This is a genomic window from Falsibacillus albus, assembly GCF_003668575.1.
Classification (GTDB): Bacteria; Bacillota; Bacilli; order Bacillales; family DSM-25281; genus Falsibacillus; species Falsibacillus albus.
In genome coordinates this window covers 99,901-121,447 of sequence record NZ_RCVZ01000013.1, presented here as the reverse complement: position 1 = coordinate 121,447, position 21,547 = coordinate 99,901, and the positions used below count along the sequence as shown (strand labels likewise).

The following is a 21,547-nucleotide window of genomic DNA, read 5'->3' as shown; positions in this document are numbered from 1 at the left end:
CCTCCTACAAATATACAATATACTGAAATATTACTATTTGTAGGTACTTATATCTAATTTGGAGTGTAAATATGCCTATAATTATATCTTGATAATTGAAATGATTATTTCAATAAAATTTTTGGGGTGGAAATAGAGGCGGAGAGCTATAAAGAAAAAACCATTGCCTTGATCCGGCAATGGTTACACGAATTTTAAAATTATAGAAGCTGTCGTTTGTGAAGCTCCTGTTCGAGAAGGAAAATGAAGTCGCTGGAAACCTCGACTTCTTTTGCTAGCTTATAAATTTCTAGGAATTCAGTGTCTTTTAATAATATAAATGAGTACAAGATCCTTCCCCCCTATTATTTATCTCTTTAATTCGATGATACATTAAAAAAATAATTGTTACAATATTCCGGAAAATTAATTTGATTTTGGACTCAAATTTTATAAAGTACGAATCTTTCACATATCAAACAACTAACTCATGTAATATCATTAACCGTTAAATACAACAATTTTTGTGAAAAAAATGGTGTTTTCCTTAATCCAACCTTCATTTCTCCATTATTTTCTAATAGGCAAATATTCCTATAGGAATAATCAATGGTATTTTATGCTCATATTTATTACCGAAATAGTCGGAATTAAAGGATAATTAATATTCTCATGAGAATCTAACCGTTTTCTCATCATATTCTAATCAGAAACGTGCGGAAAGCCTCATATACGATGTTCGGTATGTTCAGTAAAATACTGGTTGTACGTACATATTTATTCCAAATGAAAAGAGCGAAACCGTGGGAGTTAGCGGAGAATAGCAGTGATTATTGGCCAAAACTGCTCGCTGGAATTGGTACCTGGATGCTTCCATGGTTACAGGACTTTTATGTTGGGGAATTGGAGAGGTGAAAGGATGAAGAAAAGTAAATTGTTGATGACGACGGTGGCATCCGTACTAAGCTTGTCGCTGTTCACAGCGGGTGGGAGTGCCACTCATGCAGCAGGATCGAAACATTTTCAATTAGGGAAAGGTGCGCCTTACTCTGCAAAGCACGGAAAGTTTTTGAATCATTCTGATCGCAACAAAAAGACTTCACTCACAGTTGCGTTGAATTTACGCAACAGTGACCAATTGGATCAATTCATTGCAAGTGTGAACGATCCGACATCTCCGAACTACAAGCACTTCTTAACAACTGAGGAATTCAAGGCGCAATACGGCCCTACGGATGAATCGGTTGAAAAGGTGAAAAGCTTCCTGAAGAAACAAGGCTTCAAAGTCCAAGGAGTTTCCAGCAATAATGCATTCATAACAGTGAGCGGTAAAATTGGACAAATGGAAGATGCCTTTGGTGTAAAAATTAATGACTACAAAAACGATAAAGGCCAAACATATTTCTCCAATGAGGATGCACCTGAGATCCCTGCAGAATTCGCAGGCATCATCGCAGATGTGGAAGGATTGAACAACGAACCTCAATTCACACATCCGAATATCAGGAAACCATTCAAGCTCGACACTCATAAAACAGGTGCGGTCGACCCACATGCAGGAAGCGGCCCGGCTGGCGGATACACGCCGGATGAATTGAAAAATGCATACAATGTAACGCCTCTTGCCAGTGCCGGCTATGACGGTTCTGGACAAAAAGTTGCGGTTATGGAACTTGACGGATACAAAGCTTCCAACATCAGCACATACGACAGCCACTATGGCCTTGGAAGCCCGACTCCGACAAACGTCTATGTCGACGGCTACAACGGCGCGGCTGGCCAAGGGCAAGTCGAGGTTGAATTGGACATCGAGGTCATCAATGCCATCGCCCCGAAAGCACAGGTCATGGTTTACGAAGGACCGAACACTGGGCAAGGATTGATTGACACGTATCAAAAAATCGCTACAGACAACCAAGCCAAATCTGTATCTGTCAGCTGGGGAATCAGCGAGCTTCAAGCAGGAAGCAGCTTGATGAACAGCTTGCACACTGTCTTCTCTCAGCTTGCGGCACAAGGACAAAGTGTCTTCGCGGCATCCGGCGATAACGGGGCTTATGATGCAGGGGATTCTAAGCTTGCTGTCGACAGCCCAGCCAATGATCCATATGTAACAGGCGTCGGCGGTACACACTTGACACTGAGCGGTTCTTCCTATGGCTCTGAGTCCATCTGGGCGAACAGCAGCAACAAAACGGGTGGAGGCGGCGGTTTATCCACTGTGTATTCAATGCCTTCCTACCAATCCGGCCCAGGAGTACAAAACAGCTACTCCAACGGCAAACGCCAAGTTCCGGACGTATCAGCAGATGCGGATCCAGCAACAGGCTACTCCATCTACAGCTCCGGCTCATGGACAGTCGTCGGTGGAACATCAGCGGCAGCACCACTTTGGGCAGGAATCGCAGCACTGAACAACCAATACGCAGCAGCCAACGGCAAAGGAAACCTTGGCCAAGCTAACCCAACGCTTTACCGTATGTTCAACACAACGCAGACATACCCTGCGTACCACGACATCACAAGCGGCAACAACCTGTACTACCCAGCAACATCCGGCTATGACATGGCTTCTGGTATCGGAACTCCAAATGCCTACAACTTGATCCGCGACATCAACGGATCATCTGGTTCAGGCGGAGGCGGAACAGGCAACCCGACTGAAGTCATCACAAACGGCGGCTTCGAGAGCGGACAGGCCCCATGGTCTGAATCCAGCTCAGGCGGCTATCAGCTTGTCGATACTTCCAAGCCACATGCAGGCAGCTACTCTGCTTATCTAAATGGCTATAACAATAGCACAGACTTAATCTATCAAACAGTTTCCATTCCTTCGTCTGCAACTAGCGCAACGCTTACGTTCTGGACGTATGTGAACACAACGGAAACAAGCCATGCGTATGACTACCTATACGCTCAAGTCCGCAACACAAGCGGTTCCACACTTGCTACGCTCATGACCGTCAACGACGGCTCAGGTTCCGGCTGGGTGAAACACACATATGACCTGACAAGCTACAAAGGTCAAACCGTGCAAATCGCCTTCAAAGGAACAAATGACAGCAGCAATCCGACAGACTTCTTCGTCGACGATGTAAGCTTGCAAGTTCAATAATATGATTAAGGCTCCGGAAGGTCAGGATCAGCTGCCTTCCGGGGCTTTTTTTGTTTGGGGGTGGAAGGGAGGAGTGGCGCAGTTCGGTTGTCATGGCTCTGGATTGATGCCCAAATTCCGTGGAATCATCCCAAACTGGGCACCAAAGTCGTGTATTGGTGCCCAGTTTCGATGGGAGAGGTTCAAACTGGTCACCAAAGTGGTGTAATGATGCCCGGTTTCGGTAGGAGAGGTTCAAAGCGGTCACCAAAGTGGTGTAATGATGCCCGGTTTTGGTAGGAGAGGTTCAAAGCGGTCATCAAAGTGGTGTAATGAAGCCCGGTTTCGGTAGGAGAGGTTCAAAGCGGTCATCAAAGCCAAGTTTTTGTGCCCGTTGTCGGAGTGAGCGCTTCATTTCGGTCACAATAAGCCCGGGCACGTGCCGTTTTTTGAGGTGGGGGTGCGATTTCGGTCATGAGAAGCCTGAGCTTGTGCCCGTTTAGGTGGTGGAGGTCCGAATTCGGTCACGACAGCATTTATCCTAGGTGAGTTTGCAAGTTCAATAATACGAAAATAGAGGGCCGACCAAAGTCAGCCCTCTATCCCTTCAAGCAACTCCACAACACCGGCAATATTTTTCACGACATAATCAGCTTGAGATGGATCGCCGTATTCATGCCCATCAATCAAAATCGTTTGACAGCCCATTTTCCGGGCAGGGTAGATTTCGTTGATGGCGTTGTCTCCGATGGAAAGAATCTTGGAAAAAGGCACATCATAATGCTCGCTGATCTTACGCAATGCTCTTTCCGTTTTAACCGGTTTCCTTCCATCGAAAATTTTGTAATCAAAGTAATCCATAAACCCCAGCTTCGTGACGATCACTTCGCTGTCCTTTTGCGGGGAGTTCGTGAAAAGGACGAGCTTTTTCGTTCGGCTCAACGACTGAAGCACTTCTTTGAACCCTTGGATCTCCTGCATTTGAAATTCAGGCGTCATCATATATTCCCTTGTCTGCAGGAACGCCTGATGCGCCAATTCACTGGACAAACCATAATGCCGGGCGATCGAAACGGGCACCCACCAAAGGTCGCCGACGTTGAGCATCGAATGGAAATCAAACACGATTTCCTGCGGGTACAATTCGGATACTTTCTCTTTCGAAACTTTTGCCCCCGACCATTCGAAAGCTTCCAGCACATGGCCATTTTTTTGGATCAAAACCAAATCATTCTCCACATCATAGACCGTACCGATTTTCAATGGCAGACGACCCTCTTTAAAAGATTGATAGTCTTTTTCAAAACTCTTACGACTAATAAGATCTAGCTTCTCCCCAAGAAGATCAGCGTAATGGTCAAAATGATGAATATCCTCATACAACGTCCCGTCCAGGTCAAAAACAATGACTTCAACATCCTTCAGCATGCAACAATACCGCCCTTCAAATATTGGATGATTTTAGTATATCAAACGTTGGACGAAGGGATGAGGGAGGTGCATGGAATAAAAGATCATTAAACCGAGTAAAGGGGGGAAAGAAGTTTGTAAGAATAAGACCATTGAGAAGTGAAGGGATTGGAGCGGAAGGTGCGAGACTCCTGCGGGATTTAGCGGGACAGGTGGAGACCCCTCGGAAAGCGAGCATCCTGCAGCGGAAATACCATTGCAGTTTAGTAAAATCCACTAAACACCCCGATCATTCTCCTCTGCCGCTTCCTCCTGAATCTCAGGCTTAATGTTCTGCATTGTAAGGTCGTCATACGGAGTGTAGCGGTTGGAAGGCAAGCTCTTCTTTTTAAACAAACGGGAAATAAGATATCCGACAATGAAAACGATGACTAGTGTAATGACGAAAGACAATTGATCATCACTCCTTTTCTTTTTTACAAATTATTCTAGATTCAAACTGGAAATCCCTTTTTTCGTTTTAAAGATCCTCTAAAAGGTAAAGGATATATAACAAGAAGACTAGAGGAGTGGTAGAGAAAATGGAAAGAGTCCAAGCTTACTTTATCAATGAAGACGACGCCGAAAACGTAAAGGCAAAGCTGCAGAAGCTGAACGTGAAGGATCTAATGGTGGAGCGCGTCCCGGAAGATGAACACAGAAGCATCTTCGAAATGCTCGGTGATTTCTTTATCAACAACGAAAACGACCGGGACATGAACCACCTCCCGCATGTACTCGAATTTCATGTCTCAGAAGAAGATACCCCCCGAGCATTTGCCATCATCAAAGAAAACAGCGGGCACATTCACACTAAAAAAGAATAGTAGAAGACAAGGGGTCAGACCCTCTGCGGTACGTTAATGTACCACAGGGGGTCAGACCCTTTTTGCGTTTGCGCACGCAAAATTTTAGTTCCGCGCATAAATCGAAATAATACGCATAAATCCCCATGTTTGACGCATAAACGAAGATAATACGCATAAATCCCCATGTTTGGCGCATAAATCGAAATAATCGCGCATAAATCCCCATGTTTGACGCATAAACGAAGATAATACGCATAAATCCTCATGTTTGGCGCATAAATCATGATAATCGCGCATAACCCAATGGTTGGCGCATAAACGAAGATAATCGCGCATAAAACCCAATGTTTGGCGCATAAACGAAGATAATCGCGCATAACCCAATGGTTGACGCATAAACGAAGATAATACGCATAAATCCCCATGTTTGGCGCATAAATCGAAATAATCGCGCATAAATCCCCATGTTTGACGCATAAACGAAGATAATACGCATAAATCCTCATGTTTGGCGCATAAATCATGATAATCGCGCATAACCCAATGGTTGGCGCATAAACGAAGATAATCGCGCATAAAACCCAATGTTTGGCGCATAAACGAAGATAATCGCGCATAACCCAATGGTTGGCGCATAAACGAAGATAATACGCATAAATCCCCATGTTTGGCGCATAAATCGAAATAATCGCGCATAAATCCCCATGTTTGACGCATAAATCGAAAATACCGCGCATAACCAGCGAAGCCCGCCGATCACGGCAGCCCCCCTTTTTGAACCGCATACTTCCTATAAGAATCCGATCAACAAACAAAATTTAGCAAAAAACATTTCCATCGTTCATATTCCGTTCATAAAGGTGAGGTATGATGCATTTGTGATTAGGTAATTAGGAGGAATGAAAATGAAACAAGGATATAGGGAGTCAGCTTTACATGGCAATTCGGATTTGGCCGTTGAAGCGCACGGGCTCGTCAAGACATTCGGCGACAATCGTGCAGTGGACGGTGTCAGCCTGAACGTTCCGACAGGTTCCATCTACGGTGTGCTCGGGCCGAATGGAGCGGGGAAGACAACGACGATCAGGATGCTGGCGACGCTGCTTCGGGCAGATGGTGGATCGGCAAGAATATTTGGACACGACATCGTGAAGGAGGCGCAAATCGTCCGTCAATTGATCGGGGTAACCGGGCAGTATGCTTCAGTCGATGAGTCGCTGAGCGCAACCGAGAATCTCATCATCTTTTCCCGTCTGTTGGGATTGAGCCGTGCAGAAGCAAAACGAAAGGCAGCGGAATTGCTGGAGGAGTTTAGTTTAACGGAAGCGGCGAAGCGCCCGTTGAAAAACTTCTCGGGCGGGATGCGCCGCCGTCTTGATCTGGCAGCAAGCCTCATTGCCCAGCCACCGCTCATTTTTTTGGATGAACCAACGACCGGGCTCGACCCGCGCACGCGCAATCAAATGTGGGATACTATACGCCAATTGGTGAAATCGGGATCGACCGTACTGCTTACCACGCAGTATTTGCAGGAGGCGGATGAGCTGGCTGACAGGATCGCCGTCATCGACCGAGGAAAAGTGGTAGCGGAAGGGACCGTTGATGAACTGAAGGGATCTGTTGGAACGTCATCCCTGCATTTAACTATCAAAAATCCACACGATATCCACATTGCCCGCAATACCGTGGAACGTGTGCTCAACGTCCAATCTTCCGTGCTGGCAGAGGCAGGACGGATTACAGCACCGATGGCCGATGCCGATCGTGTCACGGACCTTTTGATTGCCCTGCGCGAAGCGGGCATCGCACTCGCCGAATTAAGCGTACAAAAACCGACGCTTGATGAGGTCTTCTTGACCATTACAGGACACGGAGTACAGGAGGACGCTGATATGTCCAACCAATCCAAACAAGCAAGGGAGGTAAGTGTATGAAAAACGCAGCCATCCAGCCTGCAGCAGACCGGCAATTGCGCAACCGAACAAGCATCAGGCAAACATTCAGAAATTCATTGACCATGGCCTACCGCGGACTTTTGAAGATTCGCCGGACACCAGAGCAGCTTTTCGATGTCACGCTGCAGCCGATCATCTTTACATTGATGTTTACGTACATCTTTGGAGGCGCCATCTCCGGCAACGTCCAAAACTATTTGCCCGTCATCATCCCAGGCATCCTCGTTCAGACTGTCATCACAACGTCCATTGTTACCGGAGTCCAGCTGCGCGAGGATATGGATAAAGGGGTGTTCGACCGGTTCAAATCGTTGCCGATCGCACGGATTGCCCCGCTCGCAGGAGCACTGCTCGCTGATACGATCCGCTATACGATCGCCACCGTGCTAACCTTCGCCATGGGGTACGTCATGGGCTACCGCCCGGACGGAGGCTTGGAGCACGTTGCCTTGGCAGGACTCATTGTCATCGTGTGTGCATGGGCAATCAGCTGGATTTTTGCCTTCTTCGGGGTTATTGCCAGGACGGCCTCAAGCGTACAAGGAATCTCGATGCTTGTGCTCTTCCCGCTCACATTCCTATCCAATGCATTCGTGCCGGCCGATACAATGCCTAACTGGCTTCAATGGTTCGTAAAAATCAACCCGATCTCCCATCTCGTCACGGCCGTCCGAAATATGACCAACAACGGCACCGTCGGCTGGGACCTGACGATTTCCCTCATTGGTGCAGCAGTAATCGTTGCCATTTTCGCCCCGATCACTGTGAAAGCTTATATGAGAAGGACATGATGATGAAAGGGGTGCCCTTGGACTAATAAACCGTTCCATTTCGATCAAGTGACATAGGAAATGGTCCAGGGGTTTACCTTGGACCATTTCTTTTTCAATCAAAGTTTTTTAAACTTTTAATAAGGCTCTTTTCTCAAACTTTGTTGCTTTAACTATTAAAATAGGGTTGTATATGCAATCTTTTACCAATAAAATGGCGTAATTAGTCAGAAAAGAGCCCGGACCCTATGTTTAACGTGCAAATCATCTATTTTCGCGTTAAAATCGGTATTAAGATTTTAACAACAATCCTTACGAAAACAGCCTTTAATAAAGATTCGTCTACTGAAATGACAAAGAATTTCATAGGACAATAAGCGATGTACGTTTAAAATTCATTGCTAATTTATCTGCCAGTTGTGCTGTCATGCAACTGGCATTTTTTATGATATTTTTTCAAAATAACTATGCTTTTCCTTTGAACGGTACATAGTTCCTTTGTAAAAATCATTATCATTCTTATGTTTCTATTGCCAAACTATGATAACCGCCCCCTGCAATGGCGGTGACATCGGTTAAGCCACTGACAGATACAGGCACAGGACTATCGGAGTTGGTCCCATCCCCCAATTGACCATATAAATTATACCCCCAAGCCCGTATGGTTCCAACGGAAAGGAGAGCAAGACTATGATAACCGCCCCCTGCAATGGCGGTGACATCGGTTAAGCCACTGACAGGAACAGGCACAGGACTGTTCGAGGAGGTCCCGTCCCCCAGTTGCCCATGATTATTACGCCCCCAAGCCCACATGGTTCCATCGATACGGAGAGCCAGACTATGGTAAAATCCCCCTGCAATGGCGGTGACATCGGTTAAGCCACTGACAGGAACAGGCACAGGACTATCGGTGTTGGTCCCATCCCCCAGTTCCCCATAAAAATTAAGCCCCCAAGCCCACACGGTTCCATCGGAAAGGAGAGCCAGACTATGAAAGGTTCCCCCTGCAATGGCGGTGACATCGGTTAAGCCACTGACAGGTACAGGCACAGGACTATTGGTGTTGGTCCCATCCCCCAGTTGCCCGGAACTATTATCCCCCCAAGCCCACATGGTTCCAACGGAAAGGAGAGCAAGACTATGATAACCGCCCCCTGCAATGGCGGTGACATCGGTTAAGCCACTGACAGGTACAGGCACAGGACTATTGGTGTTGGTCCCATCCCCCAGTTGCCCGGAACTATTATCCCCCCAAGCCCACATGGTTCCAACGGAAAGGAGAGCAAGACTATGATAACCTCCCCCTGCAATGGCGGTGACATCGGTTAAGCCACTGACAGGTACAGGCACAGGACTATTGGTGTTGGTCCCATCCCCCAGTTGCCCGGAACTATTATCCCCCCAAGCCCATACGGTTCCATCGGAAAGGAGAGCAAGGCTATGATAACCGCCCCCTGCAATGGCGACGACATTGGTTAAGCCACTGACAGGTACAGGTACATTACTGTTGGTGCTGGTCCCATCCCCCAGTTGCCCATAACTATTATTCCCCCAAGCCCATACGGTTCCATCGGAAAGGAGGGCAAGGCTATGATCAAATCCCCCTGCAATGGCGGTGACATCGGTTAAGCTACTGACAGATACAGGCACAGGACTATCGGAGTTGGTCCCATCCCCCAATTGACCATATAAATTATACCCCCAAGCAAAGGGTGTTACTCCAGTAGGTCGGACTTCTAAAGGTATAGATAGATGAACTTGAGAGGTGACCCAATCATATACTTTCTCTACTTGCAGACAAATGTCTTCGCTTGGAGTCGCTTCAAGGTGTTGATCACAAAATTGAGAGTTCGTCGGAGTCTTTTTTTCTGATAGTAGAGGTGGGTTTGATGATATTGAACAAGATATAGTGCGTTGATCAAGAGGACTGCAAAGTTGACTCTGCATGGCTACAACGGCATCCGTGACAACTTGTACGGAGGGGCACATGGATAAATTTACATTGATTTGCAGGACGTTTCCATTGGCATCTCTAATCAAGGTGGGTTTACATTTAAAGTCGGTGATCTGACACTTGATCTTCGTTCCTAGCGGAGCACAAAGAATGAAACTTTCTATTTTTTGAAAAGGAATGGGGTCACTTAAACAGATGTGGCCATCAAGATAAATTAGCTGAACGACAACAAACCCTTTTATCACAAGGTATACTTTCTGTAAGGTAACTGTTTCTCCTGAAGGGAGAAGGATATCAACATTTTCACGACCTTGATTTTGAGATAATTCTTCGCAGTAAATATTATTTTGAGAAAGAGGATTCACCGGATTTCCAGAGTCATCGGTTAACAAACAGACGACTTGTGATACATCTTCTGTTGGACAACTAACAATAAACATGAATTAACCTCCGTTATTTAAATCGGTTACTATCAAGTATATGTTTGGTTTCAGTAAAGGCTTATGCAGTTGTCCTTATGAATGAGGATTGATTATTGATATAAACGGAGGATTCTGTTTTGGACAATATCAATGTCAAAATGGGTATAAAGAACATAAAAATAGCTGGTCAAAACTGTCGACAGTTGGAAAGCCATTTCCTTTCTATGCACCTCAAAACGGAACGGTTTGTCGGTCAAAGAGACAGCCAATTTTTATGGGGCTCTGTGTGGGAGTATGAGACCCGGATCGAGTGGGAATTGCGAGAGAAGTGTCTCAAAGCGGGAGTATGAGTCCCGAAACGAGGATGAAATACGGAATGGGTGTCTCAAAGCACGCACCAGTACGCCTCTTTAAAAAGAAAATTTACCCATATTTCCAAAAATTTATATGATATAATGTTCTTGTTTAAATCACAACAAGAGGTGTACACGATCGAAAATGAAAAACATGCTAGGATTCGTAACGATTCTTTCATTAATCGCTTCAATTATTCTCGTTTTTATTTGCACGTGCAACTATTTGATTGATTATCATACAACAGGTGAACACTTCACAGAGGCGATGAAGAACAATGTCTATGTAAGCTACTGGGTATATTTATTGATTTTCTTTGCCGGGACGCTGGTTCTCTCATTCCTCGGATCTATCATTTTGAGGCCAAGTGTGGTCGAAGAGGAAGGATTTCGAGTATACGAGGATCCGGTCAGAATGGGATACGGTCAAGGGCCGCCCGTGGAAGAGTATGTCACGGTAAGAATGAAAAAGAGTGAGCTGTCTAAAGTGCAGGGTTCATAAAGAAATCCCAAAGTAAATTCCTTTGGGATTTTTTATTTGTCTGAATTTTTGTGGGGTCAGACCCTCGACGGTGCATTCAAACGTTAATGCACAACTGGAGGTCTGACCCCTTTCCCCTGCTTATTTAACAACTTGAACAATGGCGGCAATATCATAAATATCGTAAGTAGCCGTAATACCTGGACCGTTACAACAAAAGTTGAATCGGCATGGAGCGCGATGGAGGTTGTCGCCATCTCGGCCACGCCGCCGGGGGCGAAGGCAAGCAATGCTGTTGCGAAGGGGATATGGGTGATTTTAGACACTTCCAACGCAAAAAGAGCCATTGCAGCAATCAATCCAGAAGAAGTAAGCAAACCGAACACAAAGATCTTTTTGGCACCTGTAAACATTTCCTTATTGAGACGGGAACCGATACTTGCCCCAATGAAAATTTGGGCAAGCACGTTCAGCCCATGCGGCCACCAGACTAGGGGAGCTCCGCCTTGGGTGGATGTGCCGATCAACTGGATAACAGCAACAGCCATCATCCCGCCTACCAGCCATGGCGCAGGAAGTTTAACCAATCTGCCAATGATATAGCCGATCGTTGATCCTAAAATAAGAGCAAAAGTCCAGGTGACCTGATCAGGATGCAGAATATGCATAATCGGTGCAGCCATGCTTCCAGACGCCACACTCATTTTTGAAGAGTTGGCAAGGAGCGGAACTGTTCCAACGACGAGAAAAATGCGTATCATTTGAACGATGCTGACGGTTACGGTGTTTGCCCCGACTTCTTCAGCAATGCTTGGCATCGCTGAAATCCCTCCAGGCGTCGTACTGAAAAGACTCGTCACCATATCCGCTTTACTGAACCACCATAACACCACCCCGGAAACCAAGGCGAGAAGGATTGATAATAGCAGCGTGGCGGTGATGACCACATAATGCATTTCAAAGGTTTTGAACACAGATATACTGATTTGCTGGCCCAACTCGATTCCGATGATCGCCTGGCCGATATGCCGCCAATACGGTTCAATGCCTTTTTTCAATTGCAGCCATCGAGGCTTCCAAAATGAGAGGATGCCCGCAGCTGCCAAACTCCCCACCATCCATGCAATCGAGGTGCCGGTCAAGGAAAGTAAATACCCGCCAAAGCTGCTTATTATAAGAAAACATATATTTTGTAGTAAACGATTTTTACTGAATTTCATAGATAGGAAGCTCCCTTCCAACATAGTTTGGAGCATTTTCCTGAAATGATGCATGAGGTGGTTTGGTCCGTTTGCTTTTTCGATAAAAGAAACAATGAAGAAGCATGTCAAAAATAAAAGGGATCAGACCCTCGTCGTCACATTAATACGGTAATGAAACGAAAGGGATCTGACCCGGTATTGAAACCGCTCAGTTAAGCTTTTGCATCCTTATTCCTCTGAAACTTCATAACTTAAATCAAAACCAGCTTCCTTGACTGTAGAATAAGCAACATTTAAGTACTCCACTGCATTACCAGGTAGGTCAAATTTTGAAAAGATTTTTATCTCAAAATTCTTTCCTTCTGCTTGAGGATAGCTTTCATAAACCTCCCCACTCTCTAGAAAGCTTACATATATATTTATCTTATCTTGCAGTAAAATGAGATGTTCATATTCATTAGACCAGTCAAGGTGGTCTGTTATCGCAAGTGTTACGATTCCTGTTTCTTTGTTCATTCCAATACTATCAATTTTATCCTTATCTTTGATTGACATTCTTACAACTCCCCACTGTATGATTGCAACTTCTATTTCAAGCATCGCATATCTTCTTCGGACAAGTTCGTGAATAAGCGCTGAGTGCAGAGCAAAACATTTGCCAAACAGATTTCTTTTCTTACTTGATGGTATCTGAAATAATATCTACGTAATCATGAAAGGGGAGAAAACCAATGAGTCAGACAAATAAATCACTTGAAGCATTATTTAAACCTTTTAAAAGTGAAAAATTAACACTGGCAAATCGCACAGTGATGGCGCCAATGACACGCGGATTTTCACCTGAAGGCATACCAGGAGAAGATGTGGCAGACTATTATCGCCGCCGCGCCGAAAATGGGGTAGGCTTGATTGTCACAGAAGGAACAGGAATTAATCACCCTGCTTCTGTGTCAGGTGCAAGGATCCCACTGTTTCATGGGGATGCATCATTAGACGGCTGGAAGCAGGTGGTGAAGGACGTACATCAAGCTGGCGGAAAAATCGTGCCTCAGCTCTGGCATGTCGGAATGACCCGTAAAAAGGGCGAGCTTCCAAATGCAGACGCTCTTCCTGTTGGACCATCTGGACTAAGCTTGTCTGGTGAAAAAGTGACAGAACCAATGACTGAATCAGAGGTCATGGCGATGGTCGAAGCGTATGCTCAAGCAGCAGCTGATGCCAAACGCCTTGGTTTCGACGGCATTGAGCTTCACGGAGCGCATGGTTATTTAATTGATCAATTCTTCTGGGGAAATACAAATAAGCGTACGGACCGTTATGGCGGCGATCTCGTCGGGCGAACACAATTTGCCGTTGAGGTAATTGAAGCCTGCAGACGGGAAGTTGGACCTGACTTCCCGATCATCTTCCGTTTTTCTCAGTGGAAAATGAACGATTTCAAAGCCAAGCTTGCTGAAACGCCGGATGAATTACATCGTTTCTTGCAGCCCATAGTAGAAGCAGGAGTCGATATTTTTCACTGCTCGACACGCCGTTTCTGGGAGGCGGAATTTGAAGGCTCTGATCTGAATTTGGCAGGCTGGACGAAGAAGTTGACAGGCAAACCTGTAATCTCTGTTGGATCTGTGGGACTCGATGGCGAATTTACCAGCTTTGAGGGTGCCAACACAGCCAGCCTGGATGGTCTTATTGAAAAGCTGGAAAATGAAGAGTTTGACATGGTCGCAATCGGCCGTTCATTATTAATGGATCCTGAGTGGGTAAGGAAAGTGCGCGAAGGCAGACTGAATGATTTACTGCCGTTTAATAAAGAAGCACTTCAAAAGTTATACTAGGTTTACAAAGTCTAAAATAATGGCTCTGTTAAAGTTTAATATTTATCTATATAGAAAGAAGACTTCCGAAAATGGAAGTCTTCTTGCGTTATTGTCTTATGCAATAACGTACCGTCAGTCTAAGTACATTTTGTCTATTTCCAGTTCTTTATAACAGACTGGACTGCCATTCCGGATATGAATTTGAATAATGAAATTACAGATAACGAGTTTTAAAATCTTGCTTTCTAATTATACAATTACTATTCAAACACCACCTATGTAATATAATTATTCTTGAGGTGATATAAGTGGAAGGTTTACAAATATCCGAAGAATTCTGGCAGGCTGTAGATTGATTAATCCACCAAGCTGATGACATGGGGGCAAGATTAGGTGTCCCATCTTCATTTAACTTGCTTATTAGTAAGACTGGTGACCCGAAATAAAGGATTTTAGGGTCAATTGTATTGTGCATGTAATCAATCCTAGATAATTACTTAATGTTTACATTATTAAGTATAAGAGTGAATTGAATAGATTATCTTTCTAAATCTTGCTCTTTCAATCAGGATGTTCAACATTTCTGTTTTTACCGTTGTTCCACAATCTGGCTCGTTTCATATAAAAAGACGCATTTCATATTACAGAAATGCACCCAATAGTTGAATAGCTCATTATAATGTTATTACTCACTAACTTGTACCAAACCTTTTAGCTGATCTGACACGAGCACGCTCAGCTTCGACTTCACGATTGCGAGGTTCTGCACTGGTTTCCATAATATCAAATAAATTCTTAGTAATCATTGCTACTTCATTGACTGCGTGATTAAACGCCTCTTCGTTCGCCTTCGAGGGTTTGTTATAGCCCGTTATCTTTCTGACATACTGAATAGCTGCTGCATGAATCTCTTCATCGGTAGCTGGTGGGTCGAAATTAAATAATGTTTTAATGTTCCGGCACATAATTTCTCCTTTTTGTTTTCTTATTCTACATTCCATTCCACAAGGGATCCTTACAATCCTTTTCTACTTAGAAAGGAACTCTATTTTTTTATAACCAGAAAGTGTTCTAAACTACAACAAGGATAGTTAAATGAAAGTGCATCTTCAGAGATTTTGCACAATCTGAATTGGATTACCGTCCGGATCTGCAACCCATGCAATGAGAAGACGGCCGAGCCATTCGTACGGTGAGACCAGGGGCTCGGCACCCTTCGAGATGATGGTTTCAAAAGCCGCTGCAGTGTCATCGGTCCACAAAATCACTGCAGCACGCTGCCCTTGTGACAAGGGAGCGAGGCCGTGATCATCGCGCGTAGAATTAACAGATGCGATGCCGATTCTGTAGTCATCGAGAACCAAATCAATATGAATTGGTTCTCCATCATTTGGTACTCGAAAGGTCTCAGTAAAACCCAGACCCTGGTAGAACGTAGCTGCTCTAACTACATCCGAACTGAGCAGAACAATTTGAGGATTACGGAAAATCGACACTTTGATACACCTCCTCTACAAGTTGAACATAAACCGTTAATCATTGGTTCAATGTTTCGTGAAAATCCTTTTTTCAATAAATTTAATAAAAAGTGCAGATCTACTTCTCGAAGAAACACACTCAATAGCTGAAGATAAAAATCTTTCAATCCCCTCTACTCAATTTACACCCCCGTCAGGTCAACAAGCCTTTGTTCTAACTCATCTTTTTGACGCAGGTGATGACGTAAATGTAATTCAACTAAATCATACCATTCCCTTGCATTCAGCCAGCCGAACGATATATGCTCGATTTTATAATTTGGGATTATATCATCGACTTTGGATTCCCATTGGTTTAACCTTAAAATTACTTGATCAATTCTACTGGCAAGCTCCTCCTTGCTATCTGAATTATTGGGTGGAGTATTTAGTTCATCCGGTAATTTATATTTATTCGGTGGAAATCCAAACTTAAATAATCGCTCAGCAAACTCCGTTTTCCCAAGACGTTGTTCCTCATTCAAGGTAGAACATGTTTCCATATTATCTAGATAAGAATGGGAAACAAGGATTAAATGGTCATACATTTGCCCAATAGACCAAACCCCTTCTTCAGATATATATCTTAGTTGTTCTAAAGAGTAATTTTGAAGCTCATTTTTATAAGTATTGATCAGTCTAAGTTCACTCAATTTAATTCCTCCTTTTTAATCATTAACTCAAATCTAAAACTTTTACATTTTTTTGATATGTAGCTAATTATTCAATTTCCTCATGCATTTGCACTAGCTGTATACTTATTCTTCAATCTACAATTTCTCCGCAGGTCACATTGGCCACAGCGCCTGTAATTGCGCTCGCACGATCGGAAGCCATAAGGACAGCTGCATTCGCTACTTCTGCAAGTCTTGGCAATCGTTTAAGCAGAGTTTTTTCAGCGATGCCGGACTCGAACTCATCTCGTGTAATACCAGCATTGTCTGCATGTCGATTGAACACCTCATCAACACCCGGGGCGTCCGGAGAGCCGGCTGAACGTAAACAGACGACACGGATACCCAGTGGTCCAACCTCAATCGCCAATTGACGGCAAAGGCCCTCGATCGCTGCTCCTGCAACTCCGAAACCGCCTACATCGCGATAAGGTTTACGGGCCGCCTGAGCGGTGAGCGCAAGTATAACTCCTGCCTTTTGCTTAGCCATGTGTCGTGCTGCTGCAGTCGCAGTGATAAAATGTGATTGCATGGCCGTGATGATCGGACTCACAAATTGCTCCTGTTCCATTTCTACAAGCGAAGCCCCCTGGGTTTCGCCAAGTCCAATGAGGTTAAATGAGACATCTACACTCCCGACTGTGTTTACCACTTGAGAGAGGTGATTTTCTACCGCCTGCTCGTCTACAGCATTAACTTGAGCGGTCTCAACTTCTCCTCCACTACCAGTAATCTCCTTAGCTACTATATTAAGTCTATTAATATTCCGACCCACAAGAAAGACCTTCGCCCCTTCTTGAGCAAAAGCGCGGGCAACGGCGCCTCCAATTGCGCCTCCTGCACCATAAATCACGGCGTTTTTGTTCCTAAGTAACATTTTCGATTCCTCCCTTTATTTGACTCAACTATGAATGGTTACACCAATATAGACGAACGGGCGACTGGAAAATCATCGGTCCAATAGATGTATTTTTAATTTGATCTGCTGCAATCAAATAGTTAAGTCTAGCTTAGTTGGCAGCCCTAGTCGGGAGTATAGTGCGGGATGGATGAAAGTATGTACATGGATTATTCGATTGTCACGAATCTCAGGAACATGGATACCCCACGGTACTAGTTGTTCATTCGACTGACCTGGGGCATACTGAGCAAGGGCAGCTGTACCATTGACTCTGGTTGGCAGCAATCGTGAGCCTACACAGTGAGACCGAGTGATTTCATAAAATGTGGCAAGGTCCCCTCGACCACTGATCCACATCACGAAAGGCGGCATCGATATGCTGCCGTCCTCATGAAAAAGTTCTAAAAGCGCATCAATATCGTAGCGTTCAAAAGCATCGACATAGCGGTCAATCAATCCCCGATTCACTTCTGAATCAACATCATTCAGTGTTTCCGAATTCAGGTTAGCACGGTTAAGTGTGCGTCTTGCTCGCTGCAGCGCACTATTGACAGCGGTAATTGACGTTCCCAATGCTCTCGCGGTTTGAGTGGCTGACCATCGGTACACATCCTGTAAAATTAAGACTACACGCTGGCGTGGGGGCAGTGTCTGCAAAGCAGCTATAAATGCTAGACGAATGGTATCTTTCCGAATTGTCACATCAACTGGATCGATGGCATTGTCGGGTACCGGCCAAACCCAATTCGCCAAGGGCAATGTTTCCGTTGGTAATCGTACGGTTGCCGCTGGATCTGAGAAGTCTATTGGCATTACCCGGCGTTTTGATCCTCTTGTCTTATCCAGACATACGTTGGTAGCGATTCGATAGATCCAAGTCCTGGGAGAAGATTCATTGCGAAAACTGTCCCAACCCTTCCAAGCTCGAAGCATCGTATCCTGCACAGCATCTTCGGCGTCAAATACACACCCCAACATTCTGTAGCAGTAGGCGGTTAGCTCCGGATGTAATTCTTCAACCCATGCCATTTCAGGTGGCTTTTTGTTCATTTCATTCACCAAACCCTTCATTGTGTTTGTATAATAATTTGGGTTCAAGCTTGTTCTTACCAATAGTAATTCAACGTTAGGCATCGTTTTTATATCAGAATATTCAGATAATAAATAGCGGATAGTTGCTCATTACTGTAATTCTCTTATGCTGCTGATAAATCTATTATCCTTCAATTATTAAAGGAATCGACAAGTAATAAATCCAATCATACGCCATCTACTATAAGTCCAACTTTTTGGACATATATGGGTACTTTTTTATGCTCTTATTTCTACATTTTTCGATGAAATACCTGCCCTGGTTTTAAAATACGCATATTTTATATTCCTTGTTACACAATCGCGGTTCAATTAGGTGTGACGTGGAATTCCATATCTTTCATATAGACTTTATAGGAAGGTCGGTCTACACCTATTTTTTAATAGGTGGAAAAAAATTTATGGAGAAGGGAAGGCGTTTATAAAACTCGTCTTCTTCCGATAAACGGGTATAATAAAAAACAAAGACCAATCTGTTGAAAAGGCAAGGAGATATAAGCGAAAATAAAGGAAAGCCACAAAAGAGAAGGGGATTCGATGACAAACGAAGGATGGAAGTTAGAAAACAGCTACAGCCAACTGCCACGGACGTTTTACCGAGAGCAGATGCCGACACCTGTCCGCGACCCGGAAATCGTGATGTTCAACGGGCCATTGGCAGAGTCGCTCGGATTGAACGCCAAGGAACTGAACAGTGAAGATGGCGCAGAAATTTTCGCCGGCAATCAGCTTCCGGAAGGCGCTGAGCCGATTGCCCAAGCCTATGCGGGGCATCAGTTTGCAAACTTCACGATGCTCGGCGACGGCCGTGCGGTGCTGCTGGGCGAACAGATCACACCTGACGGGAAGCTCGTGGATATCCAGTTGAAGGGGCCGGGCCGGACGCCGTACTCCCGTGGAGGCGATGGGCGAGCGTCTCTTGGGCCGATGCTTCGGGAGTACATCATTAGTGAAGCAATGCACGGACTTGGCATTCCGACTACCCGCAGCCTGGCTGTCACGACAACGGGGGAGCCGGTCTACCGTGAAACGGAACTTCCCGGGGCAATTCTAACCAGGGTCGCCTCCAGCCACCTGCGTGTCGGCACCTTCCAGTATGCGGCGCAATGGGGGACGAAGGAAGATCTGCAAGCACTTGCCGATTATGCGATCAAGCGCCATTATCCACATGTGGAAAACGATGAGAACCGATATCTTTCGCTGTTGAAGGAAGTAGTCAAGCATCAGGCCGAACTGATTGCGAAATGGCAGCTCGTCGGCTTCATCCATGGCGTCATGAATACGGACAATATGACGATCAGTGGTGAAACGATCGATTATGGACCGTGCGCCTTCATGGACACGTTTGATCCAGGGACGGTGTTCAGCTCGATCGACATTCAAGGCCGCTACGCATACGGCAACCAGCCGGCAATCGGCGGCTGGAACCTTGCACGCCTGGCGGAAAGCATGCTTACACTCCTCGCAGATGAGGAAGAAGAGGCGCTTCAGCTCGCACAGGATGCGATCGCACAATATCCGAAGCTGTATCACACTCACTGGCTGTCGGGCATGAGGGAAAAAATCGGATTATATAATGAAGAAACTGAGGATAAAACGTTGATTGAGGACCTCCTCAAACTGATGCACAAGCATGAAGCTGACTACACGAATGCGTTCCGTGCATTGACCCTTGATCAACTGGACGACAAACCTCTCTTTGAAAGCGAGGAATTCACCCAGTGGAAAGAAAACTGGGAAGCAAGGCTTGAAAGACAGGAAGAAACGAAAGAAGCTTCGCAGGAATTGATGCGCAAGAGCAATCCTTCCGTCATTCCGCGGAATCATCGGGTGGAGGAAGCGCTAGAAGCAGCAGTGGAAAAGGGAGACTACAGCGTCATGAAAAAACTCCTGCAAGTCCTTACTGACCCGTATGCTTACTCATCTGAACAGGAAGACTATACAACGCTGCCGGAACCAACGGATGTACCGTATCAGACTTATTGCGGGACCTGATCAAAAAAACCTTTCATTCTCTCAGCGAAGAGGATGAAAGGTTTTTTTCTTTTCATTGGGACATCCTATCGATAACCAAATTATAGGGATGTGACCAAAATGAAAAAAATGCTTACTATGCTTGTCATCATCGGCATGTCCATAGGAGGAAAGGGCGTCTTCGCAGCGGGTCAGCAGGTTGATTTAAGTGGTGTGACGTATATCAAATCGGAAACCACTCCTGACCACAAGCTGGAAGAAGCCTTCAGCAAGGAATTTAACCTGAAGCCTGGAGAGAGCAACATTCATTACTTTTACAATCACATCGATCTCAATGGTGATAATGTTCCAGAAACCTTTGTTTATTTGACGGGCCGTGAAGTATGCGGAACAGGTGGGTGCAGCGCCATGATTTACAGGCAAAGTGATGCCGGCAAGTATCAGCTCGTCTCCCGTTTTTCTCTTGTCCGGACGCCAGTCATAATCGAAGACGCCACGACGAAAGGCTGGAAAAATATCATCATGTACGTGTCAGGCGGCGGGATGGAGGGGCGCTATAAAATTTTGCCCTTCAATGGAAAGGCGTACCCATCCAATCCATCTGTTCAGCCTGATGTAAAAGATGACAAGATTACAGGAGTCGGTATTATTAATGACGACCTATCCAAAAATCCGGGAATTCCTTATTAAGAATCTGAGTCCGCCTTCAATTCCATACCTGGGGAAAGCTGCCTGTTCTAATCAAATTACCTATGTTAAACTTGAACTATCAATGTTTCCTATTCATGATCCAAATTAGATCAGACATGCTGAATATGAAGGAAGGGATTCATTTTGCTTAGGTATATTCGTTATGTTTTATCAATTATAGTGGTCGCCTCAGCTGCTTATGAACTGTTGGCTAAAAATTTCGAGTTTCATCATTATATAATGTTTTTCCTGGGGCTGACCATGTTGGTTTTGGGAATAGAAGAATATCAACGGAACAAAAAAGGAATTGGTCTCTTACTTGTCGGTGTATTTTTATTTTTAATGGTCGCTTCCGTTCAAGGATTTTTACTGCACTAAAATGTTACAGGGGGTCTGACCCGAGATGTGTTAATG

Annotated in this window: 21 protein-coding genes and 1 pseudogene; 9 read left to right on the top strand and 13 right to left on the bottom strand. The window is 45.0% G+C overall.

The features are described 5' to 3' along the window. Positions 1–200 precede the first annotated feature (200 nt). Entirely contained in the window at positions 201–329 is a 129-nt protein-coding gene (gene sda, locus D9X91_RS17035; protein WP_158598350.1) for a sporulation histidine kinase inhibitor Sda, read from the bottom strand. Positions 330–898: 569 nt separating this feature from the next. Between sda and D9X91_RS17030 the strand changes: the two genes are divergently transcribed. Then, positions 899–3,094 carry a S53 family peptidase gene (locus D9X91_RS17030; RefSeq protein WP_158598349.1) on the top strand — a complete coding sequence of 732 codons (2,196 nt, stop codon included), beginning with the start codon at positions 899–901 and terminating at the stop codon, positions 3,092–3,094. Between the two features lie 570 nt (positions 3,095–3,664). Here the strand turns inward: D9X91_RS17030 and D9X91_RS17020 are convergent. Together D9X91_RS17020 and D9X91_RS17015 are read right to left on the bottom strand one after the other, a co-directional pair. Then, positions 3,665–4,501, bottom strand: coding sequence for an HAD family hydrolase (locus tag D9X91_RS17020; RefSeq protein ID WP_121681853.1), 837 nt, complete (start codon positions 4,499–4,501; stop codon positions 3,665–3,667). 258 nt (positions 4,502–4,759) lie between these two features. Continuing rightward, a complete protein-coding gene (locus D9X91_RS17015) occupies positions 4,760–4,936 on the bottom strand; it encodes a DUF3951 domain-containing protein (RefSeq protein WP_121681852.1) in 177 nt (58 codons plus the stop codon). Between the two features lie 128 nt (positions 4,937–5,064). On the opposite strand from D9X91_RS17015, the gene D9X91_RS17010 reads away from it, so the two are divergent. After that, positions 5,065–5,349 (top strand): hypothetical protein, encoded by a 285-nt coding sequence (locus D9X91_RS17010; RefSeq protein WP_121681851.1) that lies wholly within the window; start codon positions 5,065–5,067, stop codon positions 5,347–5,349. Between the two features lie 84 nt (positions 5,350–5,433). Here the strand turns inward: D9X91_RS17010 and D9X91_RS17005 are convergent, their stop codons facing one another. Further along, positions 5,434–6,048, bottom strand: coding sequence for a hypothetical protein (locus D9X91_RS17005; RefSeq protein WP_148709084.1), 615 nt, complete (start codon positions 6,046–6,048; stop codon positions 5,434–5,436). Positions 6,049–6,236: 188 nt separating this feature from the next. Here D9X91_RS17005 and D9X91_RS17000 point away from each other — a divergent pair, with 188 nt between their 5' ends. Further along, complete coding sequence (locus tag D9X91_RS17000; RefSeq protein ID WP_121681849.1) at positions 6,237–7,265, top strand: ATP-binding cassette domain-containing protein; 1,029 nt, start codon at positions 6,237–6,239, stop codon at positions 7,263–7,265. Continuing rightward, entirely contained in the window at positions 7,262–8,077 is an 816-nt protein-coding gene (locus D9X91_RS16995; protein WP_121681848.1) for an ABC transporter permease, read from the top strand. Before D9X91_RS17000 ends, D9X91_RS16995 begins: the two co-directional genes overlap by 4 nt. Before the next feature lie 498 nt (positions 8,078–8,575). On the opposite strand, the gene D9X91_RS16990 is transcribed toward D9X91_RS16995, so the two are convergent. Next, positions 8,576–10,450: a BMQ_0737 family morphogenetic spore coat protein gene (locus tag D9X91_RS16990; RefSeq protein ID WP_456071347.1), complete on the bottom strand. Its 1,875-nt coding sequence runs from the start codon at positions 10,448–10,450 to the stop codon at positions 8,576–8,578. A 480-nt stretch (positions 10,451–10,930) separates the two neighbouring features. Here D9X91_RS16990 and D9X91_RS16980 point away from each other — a divergent pair, with 480 nt between their 5' ends. Beyond that, positions 10,931–11,287: a hypothetical protein gene (locus tag D9X91_RS16980; protein WP_121681846.1), complete on the top strand. Its 357-nt coding sequence runs from the start codon at positions 10,931–10,933 to the stop codon at positions 11,285–11,287. A gap of 83 nt (positions 11,288–11,370) precedes the next feature. On the opposite strand, the gene D9X91_RS16975 is transcribed toward D9X91_RS16980, so the two are convergent. Both D9X91_RS16975 and D9X91_RS16970 read right to left on the bottom strand, forming a co-directional pair. Then, positions 11,371–12,486, bottom strand: coding sequence for an AbrB family transcriptional regulator (locus tag D9X91_RS16975; protein ID WP_121681845.1), 1,116 nt, complete (start codon positions 12,484–12,486; stop codon positions 11,371–11,373). 210 nt (positions 12,487–12,696) lie between these two features. Further along, positions 12,697–13,068, bottom strand: a complete 372-nt coding sequence (locus D9X91_RS16970; protein ID WP_121681844.1) for a DUF6572 domain-containing protein — start codon at positions 13,066–13,068, stop codon at positions 12,697–12,699. A 131-nt stretch (positions 13,069–13,199) separates the two neighbouring features. Here D9X91_RS16970 and D9X91_RS16965 point away from each other — a divergent pair, with 131 nt between their 5' ends. Beyond that, positions 13,200–14,303: an NADH:flavin oxidoreductase gene (locus tag D9X91_RS16965; RefSeq protein ID WP_121681843.1), complete on the top strand. Its 1,104-nt coding sequence runs from the start codon at positions 13,200–13,202 to the stop codon at positions 14,301–14,303. 327 nt (positions 14,304–14,630) lie between these two features. Here D9X91_RS16965 and D9X91_RS22930 read toward each other — a convergent pair. The 6 genes and pseudogenes from D9X91_RS22930 to D9X91_RS16935 all read right to left on the bottom strand — a co-directional run. Further along, positions 14,631–14,760 (bottom strand): annotated as a pseudogene (locus D9X91_RS22930) (flavin reductase family protein); the annotation flags it as partial. A 217-nt stretch (positions 14,761–14,977) separates the two neighbouring features. Next, positions 14,978–15,250, bottom strand: a complete 273-nt coding sequence (locus tag D9X91_RS16955; protein ID WP_121681842.1) for a DUF2277 domain-containing protein — start codon at positions 15,248–15,250, stop codon at positions 14,978–14,980. A gap of 144 nt (positions 15,251–15,394) precedes the next feature. Next, positions 15,395–15,781 carry a VOC family protein gene (locus D9X91_RS16950; protein WP_121681841.1) on the bottom strand — a complete coding sequence of 129 codons (387 nt, stop codon included), beginning with the start codon at positions 15,779–15,781 and terminating at the stop codon, positions 15,395–15,397. Positions 15,782–15,945: 164 nt separating this feature from the next. After that, positions 15,946–16,455, bottom strand: coding sequence for a DinB family protein (locus D9X91_RS16945; RefSeq protein WP_121681840.1), 510 nt, complete (start codon positions 16,453–16,455; stop codon positions 15,946–15,948). 112 nt (positions 16,456–16,567) lie between these two features. Beyond that, entirely contained in the window at positions 16,568–17,353 is a 786-nt protein-coding gene (locus tag D9X91_RS16940; RefSeq protein ID WP_121681839.1) for an SDR family NAD(P)-dependent oxidoreductase, read from the bottom strand. A gap of 114 nt (positions 17,354–17,467) precedes the next feature. Next, on the bottom strand, positions 17,468–18,427 hold the full coding sequence (locus D9X91_RS16935; protein ID WP_121681838.1) for a sigma-70 family RNA polymerase sigma factor: 960 nt from the start codon (positions 18,425–18,427) through the stop codon (positions 17,468–17,470). Positions 18,428–19,006: 579 nt separating this feature from the next. On the opposite strand from D9X91_RS16935, the gene D9X91_RS16930 reads away from it, so the two are divergent. The 3 genes from D9X91_RS16930 to D9X91_RS16920 all read left to right on the top strand — a co-directional run bounded on the left by D9X91_RS16930 (position 19,007) and on the right by D9X91_RS16920 (position 21,511). Then, positions 19,007–20,464 (top strand): protein adenylyltransferase SelO, encoded by a 1,458-nt coding sequence (locus D9X91_RS16930; RefSeq protein ID WP_121681837.1) that lies wholly within the window; start codon positions 19,007–19,009, stop codon positions 20,462–20,464. Between the two features lie 99 nt (positions 20,465–20,563). After that, entirely contained in the window at positions 20,564–21,133 is a 570-nt protein-coding gene (locus D9X91_RS16925; protein WP_121681836.1) for a hypothetical protein, read from the top strand. A gap of 144 nt (positions 21,134–21,277) precedes the next feature. After that, positions 21,278–21,511 (top strand): DUF3953 domain-containing protein, encoded by a 234-nt coding sequence (locus D9X91_RS16920; protein ID WP_121681835.1) that lies wholly within the window; start codon positions 21,278–21,280, stop codon positions 21,509–21,511. Positions 21,512–21,547 lie beyond the last annotated feature (36 nt).

What these genes read in the sequence shown, in the direction of transcription:
- D9X91_RS17030 (WP_158598349.1), top strand. Translation starts at nt 899, where the DNA reads ATGAAGAAAAGTAAATTGTTGATGACGACGGTGGCATCCGTACTAAGC.
- D9X91_RS17020 (WP_121681853.1), bottom strand. Translation starts at nt 4,501, where the DNA reads ATGCTGAAGGATGTTGAAGTCATTGTTTTTGACCTGGACGGGACGTTG.
- D9X91_RS17010 (WP_121681851.1), top strand. Translation starts at nt 5,065, where the DNA reads ATGGAAAGAGTCCAAGCTTACTTTATCAATGAAGACGACGCCGAAAAC.
- D9X91_RS17005 (WP_148709084.1), bottom strand. Translation starts at nt 6,048, where the DNA reads ATGCGTCAAACATGGGGATTTATGCGCGATTATTTCGATTTATGCGCC.
- D9X91_RS17000 (WP_121681849.1), top strand. Translation starts at nt 6,237, where the DNA reads ATGAAACAAGGATATAGGGAGTCAGCTTTACATGGCAATTCGGATTTG.
- D9X91_RS16995 (WP_121681848.1), top strand. Translation starts at nt 7,262, where the DNA reads ATGAAAAACGCAGCCATCCAGCCTGCAGCAGACCGGCAATTGCGCAAC.
- D9X91_RS16990 (WP_456071347.1), bottom strand. Translation starts at nt 10,450, where the DNA reads ATGTTTATTGTTAGTTGTCCAACAGAAGATGTATCACAAGTCGTCTGT.
- D9X91_RS16980 (WP_121681846.1), top strand. Translation starts at nt 10,931, where the DNA reads ATGAAAAACATGCTAGGATTCGTAACGATTCTTTCATTAATCGCTTCA.
- D9X91_RS16975 (WP_121681845.1), bottom strand. Translation starts at nt 12,486, where the DNA reads ATGAAATTCAGTAAAAATCGTTTACTACAAAATATATGTTTTCTTATA.
- D9X91_RS16970 (WP_121681844.1), bottom strand. Translation starts at nt 13,068, where the DNA reads ATGCTTGAAATAGAAGTTGCAATCATACAGTGGGGAGTTGTAAGAATG.
- D9X91_RS16965 (WP_121681843.1), top strand. Translation starts at nt 13,200, where the DNA reads ATGAGTCAGACAAATAAATCACTTGAAGCATTATTTAAACCTTTTAAA.
- D9X91_RS16955 (WP_121681842.1), bottom strand. Translation starts at nt 15,250, where the DNA reads ATGTGCCGGAACATTAAAACATTATTTAATTTCGACCCACCAGCTACC.
- D9X91_RS16940 (WP_121681839.1), bottom strand. Translation starts at nt 17,353, where the DNA reads ATGTTACTTAGGAACAAAAACGCCGTGATTTATGGTGCAGGAGGCGCA.
- D9X91_RS16935 (WP_121681838.1), bottom strand. Translation starts at nt 18,427, where the DNA reads ATGAACAAAAAGCCACCTGAAATGGCATGGGTTGAAGAATTACATCCG.
- D9X91_RS16930 (WP_121681837.1), top strand. Translation starts at nt 19,007, where the DNA reads ATGACAAACGAAGGATGGAAGTTAGAAAACAGCTACAGCCAACTGCCA.
- D9X91_RS16925 (WP_121681836.1), top strand. Translation starts at nt 20,564, where the DNA reads ATGAAAAAAATGCTTACTATGCTTGTCATCATCGGCATGTCCATAGGA.